This window comes from Stenotrophomonas sp. S39 (assembly GCF_016624665.1).
Lineage (GTDB): Bacteria > Pseudomonadota > Gammaproteobacteria > Xanthomonadales > Xanthomonadaceae > Stenotrophomonas.
Window position 1 is genome coordinate 26,391 of record NZ_JACVTT010000027.1, and the last position, 23,174, is coordinate 49,564.

Sequence of the window (23,174 nt, forward strand, 5' to 3'; positions counted from 1 at the left end):
GGCATGGATGTCTCCCACCTGCTCGATGGCCTGAACCCGGCCCAGCGCGAAGCCGTCTCCGCTCCCCCCGGCCACCACCTGGTGCTGGCCGGTGCCGGTTCCGGCAAGACCCGCGTACTCACCCACCGCATCGCCTGGCTGCATGAAGTCGAAGGCGTGCCGACCCACGGCATTTTTGCGGTGACCTTCACCAACAAGGCCGCTGGCGAGATGCGCCACCGCATCGACGCGCAGCTGCCCAATGGCAGCCGCGGCATGTGGATCGGCACCTTCCACGGCCTGGCCAACCGCCTGCTGCGCCTGCACTGGCAGGACGCCAAGCTGCCCGAAGGCTTCCAGGTCATGGATTCGGACGACCAGCTGCGGCTGGTCAAGCGCGTGGTGCAGGCGCTGGAAATCGACGACAGCAAGCATCCGCCCAAGCAGATCGCCTGGTGGATCAACGAACAGAAGGATGAAGGCCGCCGCCCGCAGCACATCCAGCCCGAGCCGCATGATGCGTGGCTGGAAACCATGCGCCAGGCCTACATCGAATACCAGGCGCGCTGCGATCGCGCCGGCCTGGTCGACTTCGCCGAGCTGCTGCTGCGCGCGCATGAACTGCTGCGCGACAATCCGGCACTGCTGGCGCACTACCGTGCACGCTTCCGCGAAATCCTGGTGGACGAGTTCCAGGATACCAACGCCATCCAGTACGCCTTCGTGCGCGTGCTGGCCGGGCACGAGGGCCATGTGTTCGTGGTCGGCGACGATGACCAGGCCATCTACGGCTGGCGCGGCGCCAAGGTCGAGAACGTGCAGGGCTTCCTGCGTGACTTCCCCGGTGCACAGACCATCCGCCTGGAACAGAACTACCGTTCCACCGCCAACATCCTCGGCGCGGCCAACGCGGTCATCGCGCACAACCCGGACCGCATCGGCAAGGAACTGTGGACCGACAGCGGCGACGGCGAGCCGATCGACCTGTATGCGGCCTACAACGAGATGGATGAGGCGCGCTACATCGTCGAGCGCGCGCGCCAGTGGGTGCGCGATGGTGGCAGCTACACCGAAGTGGCCGTGCTCTACCGCAGCAACGCGCAGTCGCGCGCGCTGGAAGAAGCGCTGCTGAGCGAGCAGGTGCCGTACCGCGTGTATGGCGGCATGCGCTTCTTCGAGCGTGCTGAAATCAAGGATGCGCTGGCCTACCTGCGCCTGCTGTCCAACCGCAACGATGATGCCGCCTTCGAGCGCGCGGTGAACACGCCCACCCGTGGCATCGGCGAGCGCACCCTGGACGAGGTGCGTCGCGAGGCGCGCGCGCAGGGTATCTCGCTGTGGGAGGCCACCATGCTGGTCACCCAGGGCACGGCGCTGGCCGCGCGTGCACGCAATGCGCTGGCCGGCTTCCTGGTGCTGGTGAACGAACTGCAGGCGCAGACCCTGCACATGACCCTCGCCGAGCGCGTGGACCATGTGCTGTCGCGCTCGCAGCTGCGCGAGCACTGGAGCAAGGAGAGCCGCAATTCGCTGGATTCGGAATCGCGCACCGACAACCTCGACGAACTGGTTTCGGTGGCCTCGCGCTTCCTGCGCCGCGCCGACGACATCGAGGAAGTGGGCGAGGACATGGACGAGCTGGTCGCGTTCCTGGCCTATGCCGCGCTGGAGGCCGGTGAAGGCCAGGCGCAGGCGGGCGAGGAGGGCGTGCAGCTGATGACCCTGCACTCGGCCAAGGGCCTGGAATTCCCGCTGGTGTTCCTGGCCGGCATGGAAGACGGCCTGTTCCCGAGCGCGCGTTCGCTGGAAGAAAGCGGCCGCCTGGAAGAAGAGCGCCGGCTGGCCTACGTGGGCATCACCCGCGCCCGGCAGAAGCTGGTGCTGTGCTACGCCGAATCGCGCCGCATCCATGGCCAGGACAACTACAGCCTGCCGTCGCGCTTCCTGCGCGAGATCCCGCGCGAACTGCTGCACGAAGTGCGCCCGAAGGTGCAGGTTTCGCGGCCGGCATCGCTGGGCAGCAGCCGGGTGATGGGCCACGCCTCGATCGAGGCCCCGCCACTGAAGCTGGGCGCGCTGGTCACCCATCCCAAGTTCGGCGAAGGCATGGTGACCGACTACGAAGGCAGCGGCGCCCACGCCCGCGTGCAGGTCGAGTTCGCCGATGCCGGCAGTAAGTGGCTGGTGATGGCGTATGCCAACCTGACGGTGATCTGATCTCCTGTAGAGCCGAGCCTATGCTCGGCTGCTTGCGCCGGGAAAATCAGCCGAGCATGGGCTCGGCGCTACAAGGACGAGTGGTCATGACCCGCAACGTGCTCTTTCTTTGCAGCCAGAACCGCCTGCGCAGCCCGACGGCCGAGCAGGTCTTCGCCGATTGGCCGGGGATTGAAACCGCCTCGGCCGGGCTGCTGGCCGACGCCGAGGAAGTGCTCAGCCCGGAGCTGCTGCAGTGGGCGGACCTGGTGTTCGTGATGGAGAAGGCGCACCGCAACCGCCTGTCCAGCCGCTACAAGGCATGGCTCAACGGCAAGCGGGTGATCTGCCTGGATATTCCCGATGACTACGACTACATGGACCCGGTGCTGGTCGAGCTGCTGAAGCGCAAGGTGGCGCCGTTCCTGCGCTGAGCACATCGAACCCCCGTAGAGTCGAGCTTGCTCGACTGCCTTGTGCCGCGCTGGAAGCAGTCGAGCAAGCTCGACTCTACAATGGGGCCTGAAATCTTCCAGGAACGCCCCCATGACCGAACCGACCCTGCACGTCACCGTGAAGTTGAATGCGAAGCTGCAGCCCGAGCATCGCCACGAGCTGTTCGAGGATCCGCTCGATGCGCTGCTGCAGGCGGCGAACCTGGGCGAACTGACCGGGGGTGGCACCGCAATCTCCGACCTGGGCGAAGTCGAGTACGGCGATATCGAAGTGGCGCTGGTCGATGCGGACGGCGTGCCGAAGCTGATCGACCTGCTGGAGCAGCTGGGCGCACCGAAGGGTTCGCAGGTGCAGCGTGTGGGCGAGGATGATCGCGCCTTCGGCGTCACCGAGGGCCTGGGCATCTACCTGGATGGCCTGAACCTGCCGGACGAAGTCTACGAACAGTGCGACTCCAACCACGTGTTCGAGCAGCTGTCCGACAACATCGATGGCCTGGGCGAGATCTGCAGCTGGTGGCAGGGGCCGACCGAGACCGCGCTGTACATGTATGGCGAATCGTTCGAGAAGATGCGTGATGCGATCGCGGAGTTCGTGGCCAGCTACCCGCTGTGCCAGAACGCGCGCATCGTGCAGATCGCCTGAGGGCTGGCCTCTACGGGTAGGTGCCAACCTTGGTTGGCACGGTGCCGCCGCGTGTGTGAAGCAGCCGAGCATGGCTCGGCTCTACAGAAGGCCGTCAGCGGCCCGCCGCCTGCTCTGCGTTCTCGCGCAGGGCCAGATGCTTGCCCACCTGGTAGCCGCCATAGAACATCACCAATGCGGCGGCGACGGCCAGCACGATGGCCCGTGGGGTGACCTTTGATGGCGGCTTGCGGTCCTGCATGCGCGTGCTCCCCGATGGCGGCGGCGTGCCGCGCGGCCATCATGCGCCGCGGCCGGCGGCCGGGCAAGCGCGGCGCTACGGCCCCGCCGGGCGCCGCACCTGCTCCCAGTCCAGGCCGAATTTCGCCAGGTATTTGCGCAGGCGGTCGGCGTCGTTGGTGCTGGCGCGCTGGGTGCGCGACACCGCAAACAGCTCGCGGCCGGCCGCTGACAGCGACTTCGCGTGGGCGCAGACCCGCACCACCTCTTCCAGCTGCACGCGGTCGAAGCGGTCCAGCTCATCCACGGCCGGGCCCAGCAGGGCCTCGAGCGCTGACGGCGCCTGGCCGCCGCGCCATTGCTGGCGCAGGCGCGCGATCTCATCATCGACGCCTTCGATCTGGATGCGCCCGGCGTTGGCCAACGTCGCCAGCCGCATGATCGATGCCCCCAGATCGCGGAAATTGCCGCGCCAGGCCGCCTCGGCACTGGTGGCGAACGCCAGGTAGCGCGTGCGTGCCTCCACGTTGAAGCGCACCTGCGCGTGCTGCTGCTGCGACCAGCGCTGCAGCTCGAACTCGATGTTGGGCTCGATGTCCTCCCTGCGCTGGGCCAGGCCGGGCAGGTGGTAGGTCCACAGGTTCAGGCGCGCCAGCAGGTCTTCGCGGAAACTGCCCTCCAGCACCGATTGCTGCAGATCGCGGTTGGTGCCGGCAATCAGCTGGAACTCGCTTTCCACCTCGCGGTCGCTGCCCACCGGCAGGAAGCGCTTCTCTTCCAGCGCACGCAGCAGCATGGCCTGTTCGTCCAGGCCCAGCTCGCCGATCTCATCCAGGAACAGCAGGCCCTGGTGGGCAGAGCGCAGCAGGCCGGCGCGGTCGGACGAGGCGCCGGTGTACGCGCCCTTGGTATGCCCGAACAGCGTGCTCATCGCGCCGTCGCCGCGCAGGGTGGCGCAGTTCACCTCGACAAAACGGCCGGGCAGCTGGTGCTTGAGCTTCTTCAGCTCGAACACGCGCTTGGCCAGCTGGCTCTTGCCCGCGCCGGTGGGGCCCATCAGCAGCATCGGCGCGCGCGAGCGCGTGGCCACGGTTTCAATCTGCGCGATCATCGCGTTGAAGGCCGCATTGCGCGTGGCGATGCCACTCTTCAGCAGGTCGCGGTCCTGCAGTTGCTGCTGGGCGAATCGCTGCGCGATGTGGTCGTAGCGCGACAGGTCCAGGTCGATGACCGCGTAGCTGCCGGCCGCGCCGTCCTGCTTGCGCGGCGGCGAGGTCTGCAGCAGGCGGCCGGGGAAATGCCGGCTCTCGGTGAGCAGGAACCAGCAGATCTGCGCCACGTGCGTGCCGGTGGTGATGTGGACGTAGTAGTCCTCCTCCTCCGGCTGGAACGGATAGCTGGCCAGGAAGTCGTGCAGGGTCGCGTAGACCCCTTCGAACTCCCAGGGATCTGCCAGATAGGTGTCGTGCCGCCGCACCTCCAGCCCGGGTGCCATCTGCTGCAGGTCCTCGCAGACCACGCGGGCAAGCTTGGCGTAGCGGCGCTCGTCCAGCAGCAGCTCGATGCGGTCGGGCAGGAAGTCCTCATGCATGCCCAGCGACACCGTGGGACGCCATTTCTGCCAACGACCCGGACCCTCGCCCGCGTCGAGCTGGGTGCCGAGCATGCCGAAGACTACCTGCCGACGGGACATATCCATTCCTATAAAAGACGCGCGCTGAATATATACATTCAGCGCGGTCAATGGGTGGGTGTTGCGCCAGAGATCAGGCGAAATCCAGAAAAAACAATGAGTTGATGCGTCAGTGAGAAAGTTGGCACGGCCATTGCTCTATCCCTCCCAAGACACGAAGCGGGCTGTTCCCGCCGAGGACACCACGATGGCCAACCTGACGATCTTCTCCACCCCGCGTGCCCCGGCACTGCCGCCGGCCACCACCGTCAATGAAGCCGGTGGCCTGGCCTACCGCCGCGACCCGCGCGCTGCCCTGGCCCTGTATGCGGCCACCGGCTGCCTCAACAACACCTTCTACAGCGCTGCCGACGCACAGCTGCAGCAGGTGCTGGCGCTGACCGCGCAGGTCGAGCCGCGCTTCATTGCCCGCACGGCGGTCTATGCCCGCCAGGTGGCGCACATGAAGGACATGCCGGTGCTGCTGGCAGCCGTGCTCAGCCTGCGCGACCCGGAGGCCTTCGCCCAGGTGTTCCCGCGGGTGGTCGACAACGGCCGCCAGCTGCGCACCTTCGTGCAGATCATGCGCAGCGGCCAGGTCGGCCGCCGGTCGCTGGGGTCGCTGCCGAAGCGCTTGGTACGCGAGTGGATCCAGCAGGCATCGGCGGAAACCCTGGTGCGTGCGGCCATCGGCCAGCAGCCGTCGCTGGCCGACCTGATCCGCATGGTGCACCCGAAGCCGGCCGATGCCGAGCGCAAGGCGCTGTATGCGTGGATCGTCGGTCGCCCGTACGAAGAGGCGCAGCTGCCGGCGCTGGTGCAGGCCTACGAGGCGTTCAAGCGTGACCCGCGTGGGCTGCCGCCGGACCTGCCGTTCCAGTACTTCAGCACGCTGCCGCTGGATGCGGCGCAGTGGTCGGCGCTGGCGCGCAGTGCGTCGTGGCAGTCGATGCGGATGAACCTCAACACGTTCGCCCGCAACGGCGTGTTCGATGACCCGGCGATGGTGTCGGTGATCGCAGCGCGGCTGCGTGATCCGGCCCAGGTGCGCCGCGCCCGGGTGATGCCGTACCAGCTGCTGATGGCCTACCAGGCCAGCGCCCGCCTGCCGCAGCAGATTCCGGAAGCGTTGCAGGACGCGATGGAAACGGCCACGGCGCAGGTGCCGGTGCTGCCGGGCCGGGTGGTGGTGGCGGTGGACGTGTCCGGTTCCATGCAGTGGCCGGTGACCGGCTACCGCAAGGGTGCCAGCTCGGCGGTGCGCTGCGTGGACGTGGCGGCGCTGATCGCGGCCTGCGTGCTGCGCGGCCAGCCGCTGGCCACCGTGCTGCCGTTCGATACCGAGGTGCGCCCGGTCAGGTTGAACCCGCGCGACAGCGTGATGACGTTGGCGGCGCAGTTGGCGATCAATGGCGGTGGTACCTCGGTCAGCGCACCGCTGGAACACCTCAACCGTCGCCGCGAGCAGGTCGACCTGGTGGTGCTGGTGTCGGACAACGAGAGCTGGCGTGACACCCGCAGGGGCGGCGCGACGGCCACGATGCAGGCCTGGGATGCGCTGAAGCAGCGTTGCCCGCAGGCACGGCTGGTCTGCATCGACCTGCAGCCGGTAGCCAGCAGCCAGACCGTGCAGCGCGAGGACGTGCTGCACATCGGCGGCTTCAGCGATGCGGTGTTCGACCTGCTGGCGCAGTTCGCGCAGGCGCCGGGCGATGGCAGCGGCTGGGTCGAGCGCATCGAGGACATGCCGCTGTAAACACGATGTTGGAAGGCGGCAAGGATGTCGCCAGGGACCGCCCGGCTGGCAATGGGGCCAGCCGGGCAGGACCAGGCATTCACGTTTTTCGCGGTGAATGCTGGTGGAACTACATGGGTTGTCCCTTCGGGGTCGGGTTCGAATCCCGCGTGTCCCGCCGGTTGTGGGGAGACGATGTTCCACCCCTCTTTGTCACCGCACCTGTTTCAACGCCGGCACTGCGAATGCCGGAGGAACTACAGCCTTCTAAGCTCCGGGTCGCGGGTTCGAGCCCCGCCCGCTGTGGCAACACAGCGGTAGCTCAGTGGTAGAGCAGGATGTTCCTCCACCCCTCGTCGTGCTGCCGGCACCTTCGCTTTCGTTGCGCGGGGAATGCAGGCCGAACTACATCGGTAGCCCTTCAGGGTCGGGTTCAAGTCCCGGCCGCCTGCCACGGCACCGTGGCAGGCGGAATGTTCGGCCATCTTTGTCACCGCACCTTCTTTGTTTTTGTATTGGATGAAAGGAAACATCACCATGACCACCTTGAACCATGACGTGATCCAGCAGCCGGGCGCTGCACCCATCAAGCTGTGGACGCGCGGCGTGCCGCTGGAAGACCAGGCACGCGAGCAGCTGCAGAACATCGCCAGGCTGCCGTTCATCCACAAGTGGATCGCGGTGATGCCCGACGTGCACCTGGGCAAGGGGGCAACCGTGGGCTCGGTGGTGCCGACCGTCGGCGCCATCATTCCGGCCGCAGTGGGCGTGGACATCGGCTGCGGCATGATGGCCGTGCGCACCACGCTGGATGCCAGCGACCTGCCGGACAACCTGTCGGCGGTGCGCAGCGCGATCGAGCGGGCCGTGCCGCATGGGCGCAGCGTGACCCGTGGCGGCCGTGACAAGGGCAGCTGGGACACGCCGCCGGAGCTGGCCATCGAAGGCTGGAAGCAGCTGGTCGATGACTTCGCGCTGATCTGCGAGCGCCACCCGCGCCTGAAGAACACCAACAACCTCAAGCACCTGGGCACCCTCGGCACCGGCAACCACTTCGTCGAAGTGTGCCTGGACCAGGACCAGCGCGTGTGGTTCATGCTGCACTCCGGTTCGCGTGGCGTGGGCAACGCCATCGGCACCTACTTCATCGAACTGGCCAAGCAGGAAATGCGTCGCTGGATGATCAACCTGCCCGACCAGGACCTGGCGTACCTGCCCGAGGGCAGCCAGCACTACGGTGACTATCTGTTCGCGGTGGAATGGGCGCAGCGCTTCGCACGCATGAACCGCGAGGTGATGATGCGCAACGTGGTGGCGGCCGTGCGTACGGTCATCAGCAAGCCGTTCGAGGCCCAGGCCGAGGCGGTGAACTGCCACCACAACTACGTCAACCGCGAAGTGCACTTCGGCAAGGAAGTGATGCTGACCCGCAAGGGCGCGGTGAGTGCGCGCAAGGGCGAGCTGGGCATCATCCCGGGCAGCATGGGCGCCAAGAGCTTCATCGTGCGCGGGCTGGGCAACGAGGACAGCTTCCACAGCTGCAGCCACGGTGCCGGGCGCGTGATGAGCCGCACCCAGGCGCGCAAGCTGATCACCGTGGATGAGCACGCCAGGGCCACCGCGCACGTGGAATGCCGCAAGGATGCGGAGGTGGTGGATGAATCGCCGGCGGCCTACAAGCCGATCGAGGCGGTGATGGAGGCCCAGCGCGATCTGGTCGAGATCGTGCACACGCTGCGCCAGGTGGTGTGCGTGAAGGGATGAAGCGGGCCGCGCGCGGCGTACACTGCGCCGCGCGCGGCAGGACGGCCTGCAGACGAAACCGCAGGCATGGAGGAACAGAACAGATGGACATGATCGAACTTGATGGCGGGCACGGCGGCGGACAGCTGCTGCGCTCGGCCCTGACCCTGAGCCTGTGCACCGGCATCGGCTTCACCCTGCAGAACATCCGCGCGATCCGCCGCAAGCCCGGGCTGATGCGCCAGCACCTGACCGCAGTGAATGCCGCAGCGCGGGTCGGCAACGCCTGCACGCACGGTGCCACGCTGGGCGCGACCTCGCTGCGCTTCGAGCCGGGCGTGGTGAGCGCTGGCGACTACCACTTCGCCACCGGCAGTGCCGGCTCGGCCACCCTGGTGCTGCAGACCGTGCTGCCGGCGCTGTGGCGCGCGCAGGGGCCGTCGCGGCTGCGCCTGGAAGGCGGCACCCACAATCCGCTGGCGCCCAGCGCTGATTTCATCGCCGACAGCTACCTGCCGTCACTGGCGCGGATGGGCGTGCAGGCCTCGATGCAGCTGCTGCAGCACGGCTTCCACCCGGCCGGCGGCGGCGTGATCGAGCTGCAGGTGCAGCCGTGCGGGACGTTGCAGGTGCCGTGCATGGAGCAGCGCCCGGCACTGGATTCGATGCAGGCGCAGGTGGTGATGTCCGGCCTGTCCAGCAGCATCGGCCTGCGCGAACTGCAGGTGCTGGCCGATGAACTCGGCGTCGACCCGCACCCGCGCCACGTGCAGTCGGTGCGGCCGGCACTGGGCCCGGGCAACGTGGCGATGGTGCGCGTGCGCCACGGCGACCACGTGGAAGTGTTCGATGGGCATGGCGAGCGCGGCGTGTCGGCCGAGCAGGTGGGCGCGCGCCTGGCGGGCCAGGTACGCACTTACCTCAGCGGTGGCGCGTGGGTCGGCGAGTACCTGTCCGACCAGCTGCTGTTGCCGATGGCCCTGGCCGGGGGCGGCAGCTTCACCACCCACGTCATCAGCGACCACCTGGCCAGCAACGCGCGCCTGATCGAGAAGTTCCTGCCGGTGGAATTCGACTGGCAGCCTCATGCAGGGGGCTGGCGGGTCACCGTCGAGGCCTGAACACGCCGCCGGGCATGGCCCGGCGCTGCAGATGGGCACGGGCATCAATCCCGCGCCAGGATTGATCCTGCTCAAGGCGCGGCGTGCACATCCGGTGTGCAATGGTGATGTTCCCAACTGGCACCCCGCCAAGGAGGCCCACCATGTACACCCGCATCCTGATCGCCACCGACGGCTCCGAGCTGTCCGACAAGGGCCTGGCCAAGGGCCTGGAGCTGGCGAAGGATCTCAACGCCGAGGTCGATATCGTGACGGTCTCCGAGCCGTGGGCGGTGGGCATGTACGACGCCATGGGCTGGAGCGTGGGCTACATGAACAGCCCCGAATACAAGGCCGACCGCGAGGAAGGTGCGCAGAAGGTGCTGCAGCCGGCGCTGGCCAAGGCCGCCGAGCAGGGCATCCGCGCCAATCCCGTCCATGTGTTGGACCGCTACGCCGCCGACGGCATCATCGAGACGGCCGGCGAGCGCAACAGCGACCTGATCGTGATGACCTCGCACGGTCGCCGCGGGGTGACCCGCGTGCTGCTGGGCAGCCAGACGGCCGAAGTGCTGGCACGCAGCACCCTGCCGGTACTGGTCATCCGCTGATCAACATCCACTGATCCGCGCGTTCCCGGGGAGGGGACCTGGTGCCGGTACGCAGGATGTGTGCCGGCACCCACTTCCTCCAGGCCGTCCCAGCGGGTCCGCTCAGGACAGCAGCGAGCCCCGTGCGCGCTGCCGGCAGGCCTGCCGCCAGTCGGCCGGCGACATGCCGAACTGCGCCAGGAACGCGCGCTGGAACTGGCGCTCGGACGCGAAGCCGACTTCATAGAGCAGCCAGGTCAGGCGGCAGCCCGGCTCCCGGGCGAGGTGGCGGTGCGCCAGCCAGGCCCGGCATTCACGGATGTAGCGCGCCACCCCGCCGTGGGCCCGGAACAGCCGGTAGACCGTGGAGCGGGACATCGCGAAGGCGTCGCAGATCATCTGCTCGCCCAGCTCGCAGTCGCCCAGGTGGGCATCGATGTAATCGACGATGCGCAGCAGGCGCGGGTCGGCCGTGCCGCCGCAGGTGACGCGCTGGCGTGCGCTGCGGCGGCGCAGGTCGGCGGCAAGGGATGCAACCACCGAAGGGGTGGCCTGTTGCAGGTTCATGGCAGCGTGATCCCGGCCCGCCTCCGGGGCCTGTCATGGGATCAACCGGCAGATGTGTCGGGAACCTATCATCGGCCGGCTGCACTGACGGAGCCGGCCCCGGATGCATCACCAGCTGTACAGCTTCCAGTACACCGGCGAGACGCCGTCCTTGTCGTTGTCCATGCGGCCATCGCCGTTCTTGTCGTACATGTAGAACGGTGCGCCGCGCGACGGGGTGACCTTGACCATGCGCAGCTGGCCGGACACGCGGTATTCCTCGATGACATCGCCGTTGTCCATGGTGCGGCTGGACACATCGGCGCCCTTCACGTCCACCGGGGGAGCGCCTGCACCGCCCATGCTGGCGCAGCCAGCAAGCAGCAGCAGGGAAGCCAGCATCAGGGTCTTCATCGGCAGGGCCTTCGCATCGATCGGACCTTGATTATGCCCCATCGACGCGTCGCGGCCGTGTCGCCGCGGTGCAGGCACGGGCGCGTAGAATCGTCGCATGAGCAGATTAGTCCTGATCGACGGGTCCAGTTACCTGTACCGCGCGTTCCACGCGCTGCCGCCCCTGTCCAATGCACAGGGCGAGCCCACCGGCGCGCTGTTCGGCGTGGTCAACATGCTGCGCTCGACGCTGAAGGAGCGCCCGGCCTACGTCGCCTTCGTGGTCGATGCCCCGGGCAAGACCTTCCGCGACGACCTGTACGACCAGTACAAGGCCAACCGCCCGCCCATGCCTGACGAGCTGCGCAGCCAGGTCGAGCCGATGTGCCGCATCGTCGAAGCGCTGGGCATCAGCATCCTGCGCATCCCCGGCGTGGAAGCCGACGATGTGATCGGCACGCTGGCCCTGCAGGGCGTGGCGCAGGACCTGAAGGTGACCATTTCCACCGGTGACAAGGACTTTGCCCAGCTGGTGCGGCCGGGCATCGAACTGGTCAACACCATGACCGGCAGCCGCATGGATTCGGACGCGGCGGTGATGGACAAGTTCGGCGTGCGCGCCGACCAGATCATCGACCTGCTGGCGCTGATGGGCGACACCGTGGACAACGTGCCCGGCGTGGAGAAGTGCGGCCCGAAGACCGCCGCCAAGTGGCTGGCCGAGTACCAGCACCTGGACGGCGTCATCGCTGCCGCGCCGACCATGAAGGGCAAGATCGGCGAGAACCTGCGCGCCGCGCTGGAGCGCCTGCCGCTGAACCGCGAGCTGGTGACCATCCGCACCGACGTCGAGCTGGACGCTTCGCCGGCCACCCTGGCCCTGCGCGAGCAGGACGTTCCGGTGCTGACCGAGCTGTATGCCCGCTATGGCTTCACCCAGGCGCTGAAGGAGCTGGGCGGCCCGCTGCCGGCACCGGCCGCCGCCAGTGAAGCCGCCCCGAGCCTGCGTGGCACCGCCGCCGGCTTCGCCCGGGGCAGCGCCGAAGCGCCGCCGGCCGCCGGGATCGACCCGGCGCTGTCCGCGCCCGGTGAGTACGAAACCGTACTGACGACCGAACAGCTGCAGGCCTGGGTGGAGCGCGTGCAGCAGGCTACGCTGATCAGCTTCGACACCGAAACCGATGCGCTGGACGCCATGCGCGCGCGCCTGGTCGGCATCAGCCTGGCAGTGGAGCCGGGCAAGGCCGCCTATATCCCGGTCGGCCACGATTACCCGGGGGCCCCCGCCCAGCTGCCGCTGCAGCAGGTGCTGGACGCACTGCGCCCGGTGCTGCAGGACCCGGCGAAGCAGAAGCTGGGCCAGCACGGCAAGTACGACCTGCACGTGCTGCGCCGCCACGGCGTGGACGTGCAGGGCTACCACGACGACACCATGCTCGAGAGCTTCGTGCTCAATTCCACGGCCACCCGCCACGACATGGATTCGCTGGCCCTGCGTTACTTGGGCTACAACACCATCAAGTTCGAGGACGTGGCCGGCAAGGGCGCCAAGCAGATCCCGTTCTCGCAGGTGGGCATCGACGAAGCCAGCCGCTATGCGGCCGAGGACGCCGACATCACCCTGCGCCTGCACCGTGCGCTGCAGCCGCAGCTGCTGGCCGAACCGGCGCTGGACAGCGTGTACCGCGACATCGAGATGCCGCTGGTGCCGGTGCTGGCCAGCATCGAAGCCAACGGCGTGCGCATCGATACCGATGAGCTGCGCCGGCAGAGCCACGACCTGTCCTCGCGCATGCTGGCTGCGCAGCAGAAGGCCACCGAGCTGGCCGGGCGCAGCTTCAACCTGGATTCGCCCAAGCAGCTGCAGGCGGTGCTGTTCGACGAGCTGAAGCTGCCGGCGGTGGTGAAGACCCCGAAGGGCCAGCCCAGCACCAATGAAGAAGCGCTGGAGGCGATTGCCGACCAGCACGAGCTGCCGCGGGTGATCCTGGAATACCGCGGCCTGGCCAAGCTGCGCAGCACTTACACCGACAAGCTGCCGGAGATGGTCAACCCGGACACCGGCCGGGTGCACACCAGCTACCACCAGTCCGGCGCCGCCACCGGCCGCCTGTCCTCCTCGGACCCGAACCTGCAGAACATCCCGATCCGCACCGAGGACGGCCGCCGCATCCGCCGTGCCTTCGTCGCGCCGGAGGGCTTCCAGCTGCTGGCGGCCGACTATTCGCAGATCGAGCTGCGGATCATGGCCCACCTGTCCGAGGACCCGGGCCTGGTGCGTGCCTTCGAGCAGGGCGCCGACGTCCATCGTGCCACCGCCGCAGAGGTGTTCGGGCGCACGCTGGAAGAGGTGACGCCCAACGAGCGCCGCGCCGCCAAGGCCATCAATTTCGGCCTGATGTACGGCATGAGCGCCTTTGGCCTGGCCCGCAACCTGGGCATCGACCGTGGCCAGGCGCAGGATTATGTGGCGCTGTACTTCAGCCGCTATCCGGGCGTGCGTGACTTCATGGAGCGGATGCGCCAGCAGGCGCGTGACCAGGGGTATGTGGAAACCCTGTTCGGCCGTCGCCTGTACCTGAATGACATTCATGCCCGCAACCAGGGCCTGCGTGCCGGCGCCGAACGCGCGGCGATCAACGCGCCGATGCAGGGCACCGCGGCGGACATCATCAAGCGGGCGATGGTGTCAGTGGACCAGTGGCTGCACGACAGTGGCGCCCCGGCGCGGATGATCCTGCAGGTTCACGATGAACTGGTATTCGAAAGCGAGGCCGGTTTCACCGAGGAACTGCGTAAAAACGTGATCGAGCGCATGTCGCAAGCGGCGCAATTGCGGGTGCCGCTGGTCGTTGATACCGGTGTTGGGGTTAACTGGGACGAGGCGCACTGATTCGCATTCAGGCTAAAAACGCCATGAATGGTTCATTTGTACGATTTATCTGACTCGAAGATGAATGTTTTGGGTAGCGGCCTACAATAAATTGGGCCCCTTCACGAACCGTTAGTGTTCGGGGTGTTTCTATAACTCTCGACAGGCGCAACGCCTGTCGTGGATCTCTCCCATCCCCTGGAGCAGATCTCGGAACGGGGGCTCCTCCCCAAGCGCCCGTTCCCCGGCCCCGTTGACCTCCCCCTGGTCAGCGGGGCTTTTTATTTGTGCGCTGCTGCGCCACGCTGGGCCATCGCTCCGCAGGGGAAGCCGCAATGCCCGATCTGTTCGCACTGGCGATGCCGTGGTGGGAATTCATCCTGCGTGCGGTGGTGGTCTATGCCGTGGTGCTGGGCATGGTCCGGCTCAGCGGCAAGCGCGCGCTGGGACAGATCACCCCGTTCGATGTGCTGCTGATCGTGCTGCTGGGCAACGCCGTGCAGAACGCGCTGCTGGGCACCGACACGTCGCTGGGCGGCGGCCTGCTGCTGGCGGCCACGCTGATCCTGCTGAACTATGGCGTGGGGTGGCTGACCACGCGCAACCGGCGCATGGAACGGCTGATCGAAGGCGAGCCGGTGGTGATCGCGCGCGACGGGCGCCTGCTGGAGGCCGTGCTGCGGCGCGAGCTGGTCAGCACGGCCGATTTCGAAGCCGCGCTGCGCCAGCAGGGCTGCCTGCGCGTGGAGGATGTCGAACTGGCGCTGCTGGAAACCACCGGCCACATCACCATCATTCCGAAGAAGTAGCCTTCGTAATGTCGCACGCGCTCGACGGTGCGTCCCGCTCCTGTAGAGTCGAGCTTGCTCGACTGCCGTTGGCGCAGTGCGAAAAGCAGTCGAGCAAGCTCGACTCTACGGGCATTGCGCCACACGCATTGATAGCGTCGAACGCGGCGTGGCCTCACACCCAGTCGCGCGGCACCAGGTAATCGGCCAGGCGCGCTTCGGCGCTGCCGGCTTCCGGAGTGAAGCCATATTCCCAGCGTACCCGCGGCGGCAGGCTCATCAGGATGCTCTCGCTGCGGCCGCCACTCTGCAGGCCGAACAGCGTGCCGCGGTCGTAGACCAGGTTGAACTCCACGTAGCGGCCACGACGGTACAGCTGGAATTCGCGCTCGCGCTCGCCGTGCGCGGTGTCCTTGCGCTGCTGCACGATCGGCAGGTAGGCATCGAGGAAGCCGTCGCCAACGGCGCGCAGGTAGGCGAAGTCACGCTCGAAATCGCCGTGCAGGTCATCGAAGAACAGGCCGCCCACGCCACGCGTTTCGTTGCGATGGCGCAGGAAGAAGTACTCGTCGCACCAGCGCTTGTGTGCGGCGTAGCGCTCCTCGCCATATGGCGCGCACAGGTCGTGGGCCACCCGGTGCCAGTGCTGCACGTCCTCATCGAAGGGATAGAACGGGGTCAGGTCGAAGCCACCGCCGAACCAGCTGGCCACCACTTCACCATCGCGCTGGGCCTGGAAGAAGCGCACGTTGGCATGGGTGGTCGGCACGTAGGGGTTGAGCGGGTGGAACACCAGCGACACGCCGGTGGCGCGCCAGGAGGCGCCGGCCAGCTCGGGCCGGTTGGCCGAGGCCGACGGCGGCAGGCGGCTGCCGGACACATCGGAAAAGCCGATGCCGGCCTGCTCGAACACCGCGCCGTCGCGCAGCACGCGGGTACGCCCGCCACCGCCCTCGGCCCGCTGCCACAGGTCTTCCTGGAAGCGGGCCTGGCCGTCGGCGGCCTCGATGGCCGCACAGATGCGGTCCTGCAGGTCGGTGAGGTAGGCGCGTACGCGCTCGAAATCGTTCATGGCGCGTACTTTACCGCAGCGCCCGGGCAGGCAAGCTCCTCACTGCTTGTGGTTGGGGGTGCGCGGCGCCGGTCTGGTCCGATCCTCGTCCGCCGACTGCTCCTGGACAGCACGCTCCAGGGCCTGGCCGAGATCCAACAGGCCCCAGTTGCGGGTCGCCAGCACGTCGCACGCTACGTGGCGGCCACTGCCATCGGCCTCGCAGACGGCCTCAAGCATGGGGCGGACGTCCACCCTGCTGCTGTTCTCCATCAGGCCGACCAGGTTCTCACAGCCTTCGCGGATGCCGGCCTGGCAGACCTTCTGGTAGTGCTCGCTCGCCTCGACCCACTTCCCGCCCAGCGCGGCGCGACTGCCCAGCACGTGGCAGCCCTGCATTCTGCCGGCGGCGCAGCAGGCTTCGGCTTCGCCGTCGATGGGCGCACGCGGGCAATCCTGCGGAAACGGTACTTCATTGAACTCCCGCGGCGCACTGCACTGCGCATCGCCCGGCTGCCGCTGGAAGCGCTCGAAGCGAAGCCATTGATCCAGCCCCAGCAGATCGCCGTTGGGCAATGGCTGCAGCACGTAGTCGCCGCCGCGCTCATGGCGCATGCGGATCTGGCCCTCCTGCACGCGTGCACGCACCTGCGAGCCAAAACCAAACTCCACCAGGCCGCCGTCGCCGAACTCCAGTTTTTCCAACATTCGGTCGGAGGCGTCGTAGCGGCCACAGGGCAGGGCCGTTACCGGTACCACGGTCAACGCCTCCCCCAGCGGCTGCAGCTGGGCCGATTGCCTGCAAGCCGTTTCGTCGCCCCCGTCGCAGGCGACCTGCAGGGCTGCCCTTCCTTCCTGAAGGTTCCCGGCGGCCCACTGCAGGCCGGCCACCTCCTTGCAGAAGTCACTTCCACCCACCTGCTTGCAGAGCCCCTGCAGGCGTTGTAGTCGCGCATCCGACAGAGCGGGCTTGGCGGCAGGCGAGAACACTTCAACCATGCTGGCCGCCATCGAGGCCGTGCGAATGGCAGTGGCGACGGCCTCGACGAGCTCCGGCCGCTCTTCCAGAATGGCCATGCAGGCCTCGGCGTCGGCCGCAGGATCATCATCGCGACACTGCCGGGGGAAATCCATCTCGGCCATGGCCTTTTCCATGGTGGCCTGTATCACGGCAATCTGTGCTTCGGACGGCGTATCGCTGCCGGGAGGCTGGTCAGCCTCGCGATAGCGCTCTGGCAGGGCCTGGCAGAATCGCGGAACACCTTCGGCGCAGGCCGATTCGACTGCCGGCAGGCTCAATTCATGGTAGCTGTCGAGGCAGTGCTGTGCGTCTGCGAGGCAACTGCCGGGCGCATGCTCTACCGGTGGCAGGCACGCAGCCGGCTGGGTCAGGCGGTAGCGTTTGCTGTCCTTCTGCAGAACGCGACCATCGCGCTGGACCTCCAGTTCAGAGACGAGGCCGAAGGTGAGATCAACCAGGCTGAGGCTGCCTTCGCTGCGCTGGACGACGAAGGGGAGATCGGAGATATAGCGGCCTTTCTCAGTACCGCGGTCAGGCCCGAGCACGTACAGCCTGTTGCTGCCCCCCTCGACCTCGAATACGCCGCAGCGTGGCAGGCCGGATGCAGCGGCCTGTTGGGCACAGAGCAGCAGGGACAGCAGCGCGATGCAGCGCGGAAGCAGGGTGCGCGGGGCGAATGCAGACATTTCGGGGCCAGGGCAAAAAGACGCGGGCCACGATAGCCAGCCCCCACCGATCCGCAATCAAAGCCGCTGGAACGCCTGTCCTGCGGTCACGATGCCTGCGCCGGGCAGGTCGTTCGCGTCAAAAACGCCAGCAGCCAGCGCGTCAGCGGAAGCGTGCGCGCATGTCCGGCCGCAGCAGGCGCCAGGCCAGCCAGCCCTGCAGGCCGGCAAACAGCACGGAACTTCCCAGCAGGGTCACGGTGAACATCACGCGCTGCATGTCCAGTTCACGGGCCATCGACGGGTCGTCGGCGATCAGCGCGAACACCTGGCGCAGGACACGGTCGAACCACCAGGTGATGACGAAGTTGGCCAGCGCACTCAACAGCAGCGCCCAGACATAGGCCCACAGTCCCCAGCGCCGCTCGTGCCACAGCCCCCAGCTGGCCAGCGTGGACGCCAGGCAGACCAGGGCGGCCAGCAGCGATGTGGACACCGGGTGGACCAGCATCCACCACAGGGTGCGGTCCAGGCCGTGTTCCCAGGCCAGGCTGGCCAGGTGCTGCCACAGCGGCAGTGCGGCCAAGGGAATCGCCACCAGTGCCTGCAGCAGGCAGTAGACGGTCAGTACCAGGCACAGCCAGAACGAACCCTGCGCCAACGGCTTCAACCAGTGGCTACGGGCGGCGGTGGGCGCGGCGGGAATGGGGGGAATAGGCACTGACATCCATTGTCCTTGCAGGCAGGGCCCGCGTCTTCAGTGGGGCGTCGCCAGGGCGGCGACCGCCGGCAGGATATGGTGTTCGCTCAGGGGTGCCAAGCGCAGGCCGTGCGGCGGCCGCAGTGGAACCCAGGCCAGTTCGGCGATTTCCGCGCGTGCGGCTGGCGTGCCCAGCACATGCACCCACCAGGCCTGGGCCTGTACGCGGTGGCCGGGCTCGTTCACCGCCCAGTCCTCGAACGTGCCCAGTGCGATGGCGGTCCCGGCGCGCAGCTGCACGCCGAGTTCCTCGTCCAGCTCGCGGGCCAATGCCTGCAGCGGCGCTTCACCCGCTTCGGGCTTGCCGCCGGGCTGGATGAAACGGTCGACGCCGTGCTTGCGCACCACCAGCGCGCGACCGCGGTCATCCACGATGACCGCGGCCACGATGTGGATCGTGGCCGCGTCGCGGCTCATGCCAGCCGGCTCACTTCAGGTTCTGCTCGAACAGCTTGAGGATGCGCTTGTACTGGTCCAGCCAGGAGTCGGCGCGGATGTAGCCGTGGCGTTCCAGCGGGTACGGGGCGATCGACCAGTTGTCCTTGTGCAGCTCGATCAGGCGCTGGGTCAGGTGCACCGAGTCCTGGAAGAACACGTTGTCATCCATCATGCCGTGGGCGATCAGCAGGTTGTCCTGCAGGTTCTGCGCGTACTCGATGGGCGAGGACGTGCGGTACGCCTCCGGGTCGATGTCCGGGGTGTTGAGGATGTTGCTGGTGTAGGCGTGGTTGTAGTTCTGCCAGTCCAGCACCGGGCGCAGCGCGGCGCCGGCCTTGAACGTGCCCGGCGAGCGGAACAGCGCCATGAAGGTCATGAAGCCGCCGTAGGAACCGCCGTAGATGCCGGCATGGTCGCGGTCACCCTGCTGGGTGTCGACCAGCCAGTCCAGGCCGTCCTTGTAGTCTTCCAGTTCCGGGTGGCCCATGTTGCGGTAGATCGCCGTGCGCCAGTCGCGGCCGTAGCCCTCGCTGCCGCGGTAATCCATGTCCAGCACGATGTAGCCCTTCTCCACCAGCAGGTTGTGGAACATCTGCTCGCGGAAGTAGGCCGGGTAGCGCTGGTGCACGTTCTGCAGGTAGCCGGCACCGTGCACGAACATCACGATCGGGTACTTCCTGCCCGGTTCCTTGTGCTCGGGCTCGTAGTACTTGGCCCAGACCACGCCGGCACCGTGCTTGGACGGCACCGCCACCAGCTTCGGCTGGACCCACTCGCGCGCCTTGTACTCGGCGGTGCGGGTGTCGGTCAGCACGCGCGCCTGGCCACCGGCACTGGGCACCACGGCCAGCTGGGTCGGCAGGTAGGCGGCCGAATAGCGCACCAGCAGCTGCTGGCCATCGGGCGACAGCGAGAAATCTTCCACGCCGTTGAGGCTGGTCAGCTCGCGCACCTGGCGATTGCCGGTGTCGACCGCGCAGACTTCATAGTCGTGCGGCGCCTGCTGGTTGCACAGGAAGTAGAAGCCCTTGCCGTCGGCCGACAGCACCGGCGCGGAGGTTTCCCACTTGCCGCTGGTCAGCGCCTGCGGCTTGGCCGTGCCGGCCTGGGTGTACAGGTGCGAGAAGCCCGATTCCTCGGACAGCAGCCACAGGGTGCGGCCATCGGCCATCCAGCCGAAATCGTTGAAGCCCCAGTTGATCCATGCGTTGTCGGTCAGGCGGTGGCGGTTCTGCACGCGGCCATCGTTGCCGATGCTGACGATCCAGCGGTCCTTGTTGTCGTTGGCGCGCAGCATCACCGCAGCCTGCTGGCCATCGGCGCTCCAGCGCATGCCGCCGCCCATGAAGTCGCTCATCACCTGCACGCTGCGGTCGCCCTTCAGCGGGTCCTTGCCGGCCTTGCGGCGCAGCTCGGCCAGCGGGTCGGTGCCGATGCCCGGCAGGCCCGACAGCGAGAGCTTCTCGGCCTTGCCGGTGCGCACATCGACATACCACAGGGTGTGCGGCTCGAAGCCGTTGCGGCCGACGCGGGTGCGGGTGTCCTCGGTTTCCTCGTAGCCCGATTCGGTCACGTACAGCGGCATCTTGCTGGTGCGGCCGTCATCGAAATCCTTCGGCTTGGTCACCACGATCAGGTGGCCCAGGTCCGGCGACAGCAGGCTGTCGGCGATCTCCACGTCGGCGCCCAGGTAGATCGGGGCTGCGGCACGGGTCGGGTCGGCCTGGCGCCAGCGCTGGTCCTGGTCCTTCAGCGCTTCACGCTGGTCGCGGTCGCGGCGCAGGGTTTCCAGGGTGCGCAGCTGCTGGTCGCGAAGCAGGTCGTCCTTGGGCTTGCTGGCCGGGTCTTTCTCGGCCTTCAGGCTGGCCACCTGCTGCACGCCGGCGGCGGCTGTCCAGTGGAACCATTCCTGGCCGACGCGCCAGATCACGCCGTTGTCGGCGGCGAAGTTGACCCCGGCCGCGCGTTCGTTGCTGCGGGTCAGCTGGGTCAGCGCGCCGCTGCGCAGGTCGCGCACGAACACATCGCCGTTGCGGACGAAGGCGCTGCGGCTGCGGCTGCGGTCGTAGACCGGCTCGGCCACGTCCAGGGTGCCGCGCTGGTCATCGGCCACCTGTGCGGCGGCGCCACCGGCCAGCGGCTGGCGGAAGGTGTCGCGCACCGGGCTGCCGTTGCGCTTGAGCTGGTACTCCACCTGCTGGCTGTTCCAGGACCACCAGGCCTTCTCGACCGGCGGACCGATCCAGTCCGGGTCGGCCATGGCCTGTTCGATGGTGATCGGCGTCGGCGCGGCATGCGCGGCCGGTGCGGCCAGCACGGCCGACAGCAGGAGGGACAGGGGCAGCACTCGGGACATGGGCGGACAGCACCAGATGAGGAAACCGGGCAAGGGTAGCAGCCGCCCGGGCCGGGGGAGGGGGCCACAGGTCATGCAGACCGCTTGGGCAAAGGCCCGGCGGGGCCTTGCGTGGCGCATGATGGGCGACTGAGCCGGAAAGAGCCGACCATGTACCCCTACGACTACCGCATTTCCCTGGGGGTGCAGCACCCTGCAGTCGCCAGCGCCGACATCTCCGCCCGGCTGGGGCTGGAACGGAGGTTCTTCCGTGATGCCGGCACCGATCTACGTGGCGGTGATGGCCGCTTGATCCGGGTACATGGCTTCACCTGGGTGAGCTTTGAACTGGCCGCTGGCAAGGATGGCTGGCTGATGGACGCCTGGCCGCAGGTGGTCGGGATTCTGCAGGCGCGGGTGCAGGTGATCCAGGCATTGAACCAGGAGGGCGCCGATGTCGGCCTGCGTATCGCTGTTTTTGGCAAGCGGGCGTGGGCGGGTTTTGAACTGGATCCTGCACTGGTGCGGCTGATGGCCGACCTGCGGCTGGGCTTCCATCTGGAAACCTGTTTTCCGGATGCACCGGTCGAGACCGAGACCGACGACGAAGCCTGATACATCCACTGCAACCGGTCGCCGGGCCTGCGCATCCAATCTCCTGAACCCGCATCATTCACCGGACAGGAGCACGACCATGCAGGAACTCATCCCGATCACCCTCTTCCTCTGCATCGCCTACGCGATCCATGCCATTGCCGATGCGCGGGCGCGCAGCAAGCTGGTGGCCCCGCACGTGCCGGAGGAAGTGATCCGCTCGCTGGCGGTGCTGGAGGAGGAGCGCCGCCGCCAGGGCGCGCTGCGCTGGGGCATCAGCCTGGTCAGCCTGGCCGTGGCCCTGGCCCTGCTGGAAGCCATGGGTGCGCGCGAGCTGACCTTCGGCGCCGCCGCTGCGCTGGCCGGCAGTGCCGGCGTGGGCCAGCTGCTGGCGTGGTTCATCACCCGCCCCGCCGTGCGCAAGGGCTGACCGGCGCATGCCACGGGCACAGCGAGCGGCCAACGCATGAGCCTGCTGGGTGGCGCTTTGGCTGCATTGCGCGGGCGGCGTCGCGACGCCGTCGCCGAGGAACCGGCTGCGTGGGAAGACGACCGCGCGCTGGTGGTCGCCATCATCGATGGTTCGCAGGCAGCGTTCGCGCAGCTGGTGCAGGCCCATCAACGTACCTGTGCACACGTGATCGGGCGCATGGTCGGCAATCGCGACCAGGTGGCCGACCTGCTGCAGGAAACCTTCCTGGCGGTGTTCCGCCAGCTGCACCGGTTCCGCTTCGAATCCTCGCTGCGGACCTGGGTTTCGCGGGTGGCCTACACGACGGCGCTGCAGCACCTGCGCCGCCGCCGGTTGGAGATGCAGTGGATGGTGGCGGTGGAGGTGCCCGAGGAGCTGGGGATCGGCGACGAGGGCCCCGGCCCGGCGGAGCTGAGCGAGGCGCTGCACGCCGGCCGGCAGCTGGGCGCGGCGCTGGAGCGGCTGACCCCGCCGCAGCGGCTGATCGTGGGCCTGCATTACCTGGAGGATTTCGACCTGGCCGAGATTGAACAGGTGACCGGGATGGCGCGCGGTACCATCAAGAGCCACCTGTACCGCGCGCGGCAGACCCTGAAGCAGGAGTTGACGCGACGCGCCACCGCCGGAGAACTGCTGTGAGCGAAGCCAACGACCCCCGCGATGCCGATGCGCGCGCGCTGTCGCAGGCGCTGCGCGAGCAGGAACAACAGCACGCCGTGCCTGATGTAAGCGACGCGCTGCAGCAGCGGCTGCAGGCGGAAACGCGCGACAGCGGTGTGCTGTACGTGGTGGTGCAGGTGCTGTTGTTCGGCGCCCTGTTGGCTGCAGCAGCCTGGTATTTCTGGCACTGACATCTCCCGCCGGGCATGGCCCGGCGCTACCGGCAGATGGGTCGCACGGTGCC

Annotated in this window: 22 protein-coding genes; 13 read left to right on the plus strand and 9 right to left on the minus strand. The window is 67.7% G+C overall.

Annotated elements, in window-relative coordinates:
- The first annotated feature begins 3 nt into the window (after positions 1-3).
- From uvrD to IAE41_RS09330, 3 genes are all read left to right on the plus strand, one after another.
- A complete protein-coding gene (gene uvrD, locus IAE41_RS09320) occupies positions 4-2,196 on the plus strand; it encodes a DNA helicase II (RefSeq protein WP_079224270.1) in 2,193 nt (730 codons plus the stop codon).
- Positions 2,197-2,282: 86 nt separating this feature from the next.
- On the plus strand, positions 2,283-2,609 hold the full coding sequence (locus IAE41_RS09325; protein ID WP_053498324.1) for a low molecular weight protein tyrosine phosphatase family protein: 327 nt from the start codon (positions 2,283-2,285) through the stop codon (positions 2,607-2,609).
- A 112-nt stretch (positions 2,610-2,721) separates the two neighbouring features.
- Positions 2,722-3,276: a hypothetical protein gene (locus IAE41_RS09330; protein WP_079224267.1), complete on the plus strand. Its 555-nt coding sequence runs from the start codon at positions 2,722-2,724 to the stop codon at positions 3,274-3,276.
- Positions 3,277-3,370: 94 nt separating this feature from the next.
- Here IAE41_RS09330 and IAE41_RS09335 read toward each other — a convergent pair whose 3' ends face one another.
- Together IAE41_RS09335 and rtcR are read right to left on the minus strand one after the other, a co-directional pair.
- On the minus strand, positions 3,371-3,517 hold the full coding sequence (locus IAE41_RS09335; protein WP_200732920.1) for a hypothetical protein: 147 nt from the start codon (positions 3,515-3,517) through the stop codon (positions 3,371-3,373).
- Between the two features lie 75 nt (positions 3,518-3,592).
- Entirely contained in the window at positions 3,593-5,188 is a 1,596-nt protein-coding gene (gene rtcR, locus IAE41_RS09340) for an RNA repair transcriptional activator RtcR (protein WP_200732921.1), read from the minus strand.
- 187 nt (positions 5,189-5,375) lie between these two features.
- Between rtcR and IAE41_RS09345 the strand changes: the two genes are divergently transcribed.
- The 4 genes from IAE41_RS09345 (at position 5,376) to IAE41_RS09360 (ending at position 10,356) form a co-directional block, all read left to right on the plus strand.
- Positions 5,376-6,923 (plus strand): VWA domain-containing protein, encoded by a 1,548-nt coding sequence (locus IAE41_RS09345; protein ID WP_200732922.1) that lies wholly within the window; start codon positions 5,376-5,378, stop codon positions 6,921-6,923.
- Positions 6,924-7,439: 516 nt separating this feature from the next.
- The gene (locus IAE41_RS09350; protein WP_200732923.1) at positions 7,440-8,666 is read left to right on the plus strand and encodes an RtcB family protein; all 1,227 of its coding nucleotides are present in this window, start codon (positions 7,440-7,442) and stop codon (positions 8,664-8,666) included.
- Between the two features lie 83 nt (positions 8,667-8,749).
- Entirely contained in the window at positions 8,750-9,766 is a 1,017-nt protein-coding gene (rtcA, locus tag IAE41_RS09355; RefSeq protein ID WP_200732924.1) for an RNA 3'-terminal phosphate cyclase, read from the plus strand.
- A 143-nt stretch (positions 9,767-9,909) separates the two neighbouring features.
- On the plus strand, positions 9,910-10,356 hold the full coding sequence (locus IAE41_RS09360) for a universal stress protein (protein WP_200732925.1): 447 nt from the start codon (positions 9,910-9,912) through the stop codon (positions 10,354-10,356).
- 102 nt (positions 10,357-10,458) lie between these two features.
- On the opposite strand, the gene IAE41_RS09365 is transcribed toward IAE41_RS09360, so the two are convergent.
- On the minus strand, positions 10,459-10,902 hold the full coding sequence (locus IAE41_RS09365; RefSeq protein ID WP_200732926.1) for an AraC family transcriptional regulator: 444 nt from the start codon (positions 10,900-10,902) through the stop codon (positions 10,459-10,461).
- A 108-nt stretch (positions 10,903-11,010) separates the two neighbouring features.
- Positions 11,011-11,295 (minus strand): DUF2782 domain-containing protein, encoded by a 285-nt coding sequence (locus IAE41_RS09370; RefSeq protein ID WP_079224259.1) that lies wholly within the window; start codon positions 11,293-11,295, stop codon positions 11,011-11,013.
- Between the two features lie 97 nt (positions 11,296-11,392).
- On the opposite strand from IAE41_RS09370, the gene polA reads away from it, so the two are divergent.
- Positions 11,393-14,167, plus strand: coding sequence for a DNA polymerase I (polA, locus tag IAE41_RS09375; protein ID WP_200732927.1), 2,775 nt, complete (start codon positions 11,393-11,395; stop codon positions 14,165-14,167).
- Positions 14,168-14,481: 314 nt separating this feature from the next.
- A complete protein-coding gene (locus IAE41_RS09380) occupies positions 14,482-14,955 on the plus strand; it encodes a YetF domain-containing protein (RefSeq protein WP_200732928.1) in 474 nt (157 codons plus the stop codon).
- A 154-nt stretch (positions 14,956-15,109) separates the two neighbouring features.
- Here the strand turns inward: IAE41_RS09380 and hemF are convergent, their stop codons facing one another.
- The 5 genes from hemF to IAE41_RS09405 form a co-directional block, all read right to left on the minus strand.
- Entirely contained in the window at positions 15,110-16,006 is an 897-nt protein-coding gene (gene hemF, locus IAE41_RS09385; RefSeq protein WP_200732929.1) for an oxygen-dependent coproporphyrinogen oxidase, read from the minus strand.
- Between the two features lie 39 nt (positions 16,007-16,045).
- Positions 16,046-17,692, minus strand: coding sequence for a hypothetical protein (locus IAE41_RS09390; protein WP_200732930.1), 1,647 nt, complete (start codon positions 17,690-17,692; stop codon positions 16,046-16,048).
- Positions 17,693-17,834: 142 nt separating this feature from the next.
- Complete coding sequence (locus IAE41_RS09395) at positions 17,835-18,398, minus strand: hypothetical protein (RefSeq protein WP_200732931.1); 564 nt, start codon at positions 18,396-18,398, stop codon at positions 17,835-17,837.
- Between the two features lie 30 nt (positions 18,399-18,428).
- Complete coding sequence (locus IAE41_RS09400; RefSeq protein ID WP_200732932.1) at positions 18,429-18,848, minus strand: NUDIX domain-containing protein; 420 nt, start codon at positions 18,846-18,848, stop codon at positions 18,429-18,431.
- Between the two features lie 10 nt (positions 18,849-18,858).
- A complete protein-coding gene (locus IAE41_RS09405; protein ID WP_200732933.1) occupies positions 18,859-21,225 on the minus strand; it encodes a S9 family peptidase in 2,367 nt (788 codons plus the stop codon).
- A gap of 150 nt (positions 21,226-21,375) precedes the next feature.
- Between IAE41_RS09405 and IAE41_RS09410 the strand changes: the two genes are divergently transcribed.
- The 4 genes from IAE41_RS09410 (at position 21,376) to IAE41_RS09425 (ending at position 23,121) form a co-directional block, all read left to right on the plus strand.
- Entirely contained in the window at positions 21,376-21,819 is a 444-nt protein-coding gene (locus tag IAE41_RS09410) for a hypothetical protein (RefSeq protein ID WP_200732934.1), read from the plus strand.
- A gap of 79 nt (positions 21,820-21,898) precedes the next feature.
- Positions 21,899-22,228, plus strand: coding sequence for a hypothetical protein (locus IAE41_RS09415; protein ID WP_079224246.1), 330 nt, complete (start codon positions 21,899-21,901; stop codon positions 22,226-22,228).
- 36 nt (positions 22,229-22,264) lie between these two features.
- Positions 22,265-22,909, plus strand: coding sequence for a sigma-70 family RNA polymerase sigma factor (locus IAE41_RS09420; protein ID WP_200732935.1), 645 nt, complete (start codon positions 22,265-22,267; stop codon positions 22,907-22,909).
- A complete protein-coding gene (locus IAE41_RS09425) occupies positions 22,906-23,121 on the plus strand; it encodes a hypothetical protein (protein WP_200732936.1) in 216 nt (71 codons plus the stop codon). The genes IAE41_RS09420 and IAE41_RS09425 overlap by 4 nt, the downstream gene beginning before the upstream one ends.
- Positions 23,122-23,174 lie beyond the last annotated feature (53 nt).

Coding starts and splice junctions, on each gene's coding strand:
- uvrD (WP_079224270.1), top strand. CDS start 4: ATGGATGTCTCCCACCTGCTCGATGGCCTGAACCCGGCCCAGCGCGAA.
- IAE41_RS09325 (WP_053498324.1), top strand. CDS start 2,283: ATGACCCGCAACGTGCTCTTTCTTTGCAGCCAGAACCGCCTGCGCAGC.
- IAE41_RS09330 (WP_079224267.1), top strand. CDS start 2,722: ATGACCGAACCGACCCTGCACGTCACCGTGAAGTTGAATGCGAAGCTG.
- IAE41_RS09335 (WP_200732920.1), bottom strand. CDS start 3,517: ATGCAGGACCGCAAGCCGCCATCAAAGGTCACCCCACGGGCCATCGTG.
- rtcR (WP_200732921.1), bottom strand. CDS start 5,188: ATGTCCCGTCGGCAGGTAGTCTTCGGCATGCTCGGCACCCAGCTCGAC.
- IAE41_RS09345 (WP_200732922.1), top strand. CDS start 5,376: ATGGCCAACCTGACGATCTTCTCCACCCCGCGTGCCCCGGCACTGCCG.
- IAE41_RS09350 (WP_200732923.1), top strand. CDS start 7,440: ATGACCACCTTGAACCATGACGTGATCCAGCAGCCGGGCGCTGCACCC.
- rtcA (WP_200732924.1), top strand. CDS start 8,750: ATGGACATGATCGAACTTGATGGCGGGCACGGCGGCGGACAGCTGCTG.
- IAE41_RS09360 (WP_200732925.1), top strand. CDS start 9,910: ATGTACACCCGCATCCTGATCGCCACCGACGGCTCCGAGCTGTCCGAC.
- IAE41_RS09365 (WP_200732926.1), bottom strand. CDS start 10,902: ATGAACCTGCAACAGGCCACCCCTTCGGTGGTTGCATCCCTTGCCGCC.
- IAE41_RS09370 (WP_079224259.1), bottom strand. CDS start 11,295: ATGAAGACCCTGATGCTGGCTTCCCTGCTGCTGCTTGCTGGCTGCGCC.
- polA (WP_200732927.1), top strand. CDS start 11,393: ATGAGCAGATTAGTCCTGATCGACGGGTCCAGTTACCTGTACCGCGCG.
- IAE41_RS09380 (WP_200732928.1), top strand. CDS start 14,482: ATGCCCGATCTGTTCGCACTGGCGATGCCGTGGTGGGAATTCATCCTG.
- hemF (WP_200732929.1), bottom strand. CDS start 16,006: ATGAACGATTTCGAGCGCGTACGCGCCTACCTCACCGACCTGCAGGAC.
- IAE41_RS09390 (WP_200732930.1), bottom strand. CDS start 17,692: ATGTCTGCATTCGCCCCGCGCACCCTGCTTCCGCGCTGCATCGCGCTG.
- IAE41_RS09395 (WP_200732931.1), bottom strand. CDS start 18,398: ATGTCAGTGCCTATTCCCCCCATTCCCGCCGCGCCCACCGCCGCCCGT.
- IAE41_RS09400 (WP_200732932.1), bottom strand. CDS start 18,848: ATGAGCCGCGACGCGGCCACGATCCACATCGTGGCCGCGGTCATCGTG.
- IAE41_RS09405 (WP_200732933.1), bottom strand. CDS start 21,225: ATGTCCCGAGTGCTGCCCCTGTCCCTCCTGCTGTCGGCCGTGCTGGCC.
- IAE41_RS09410 (WP_200732934.1), top strand. CDS start 21,376: ATGTACCCCTACGACTACCGCATTTCCCTGGGGGTGCAGCACCCTGCA.
- IAE41_RS09415 (WP_079224246.1), top strand. CDS start 21,899: ATGCAGGAACTCATCCCGATCACCCTCTTCCTCTGCATCGCCTACGCG.
- IAE41_RS09420 (WP_200732935.1), top strand. CDS start 22,265: ATGAGCCTGCTGGGTGGCGCTTTGGCTGCATTGCGCGGGCGGCGTCGC.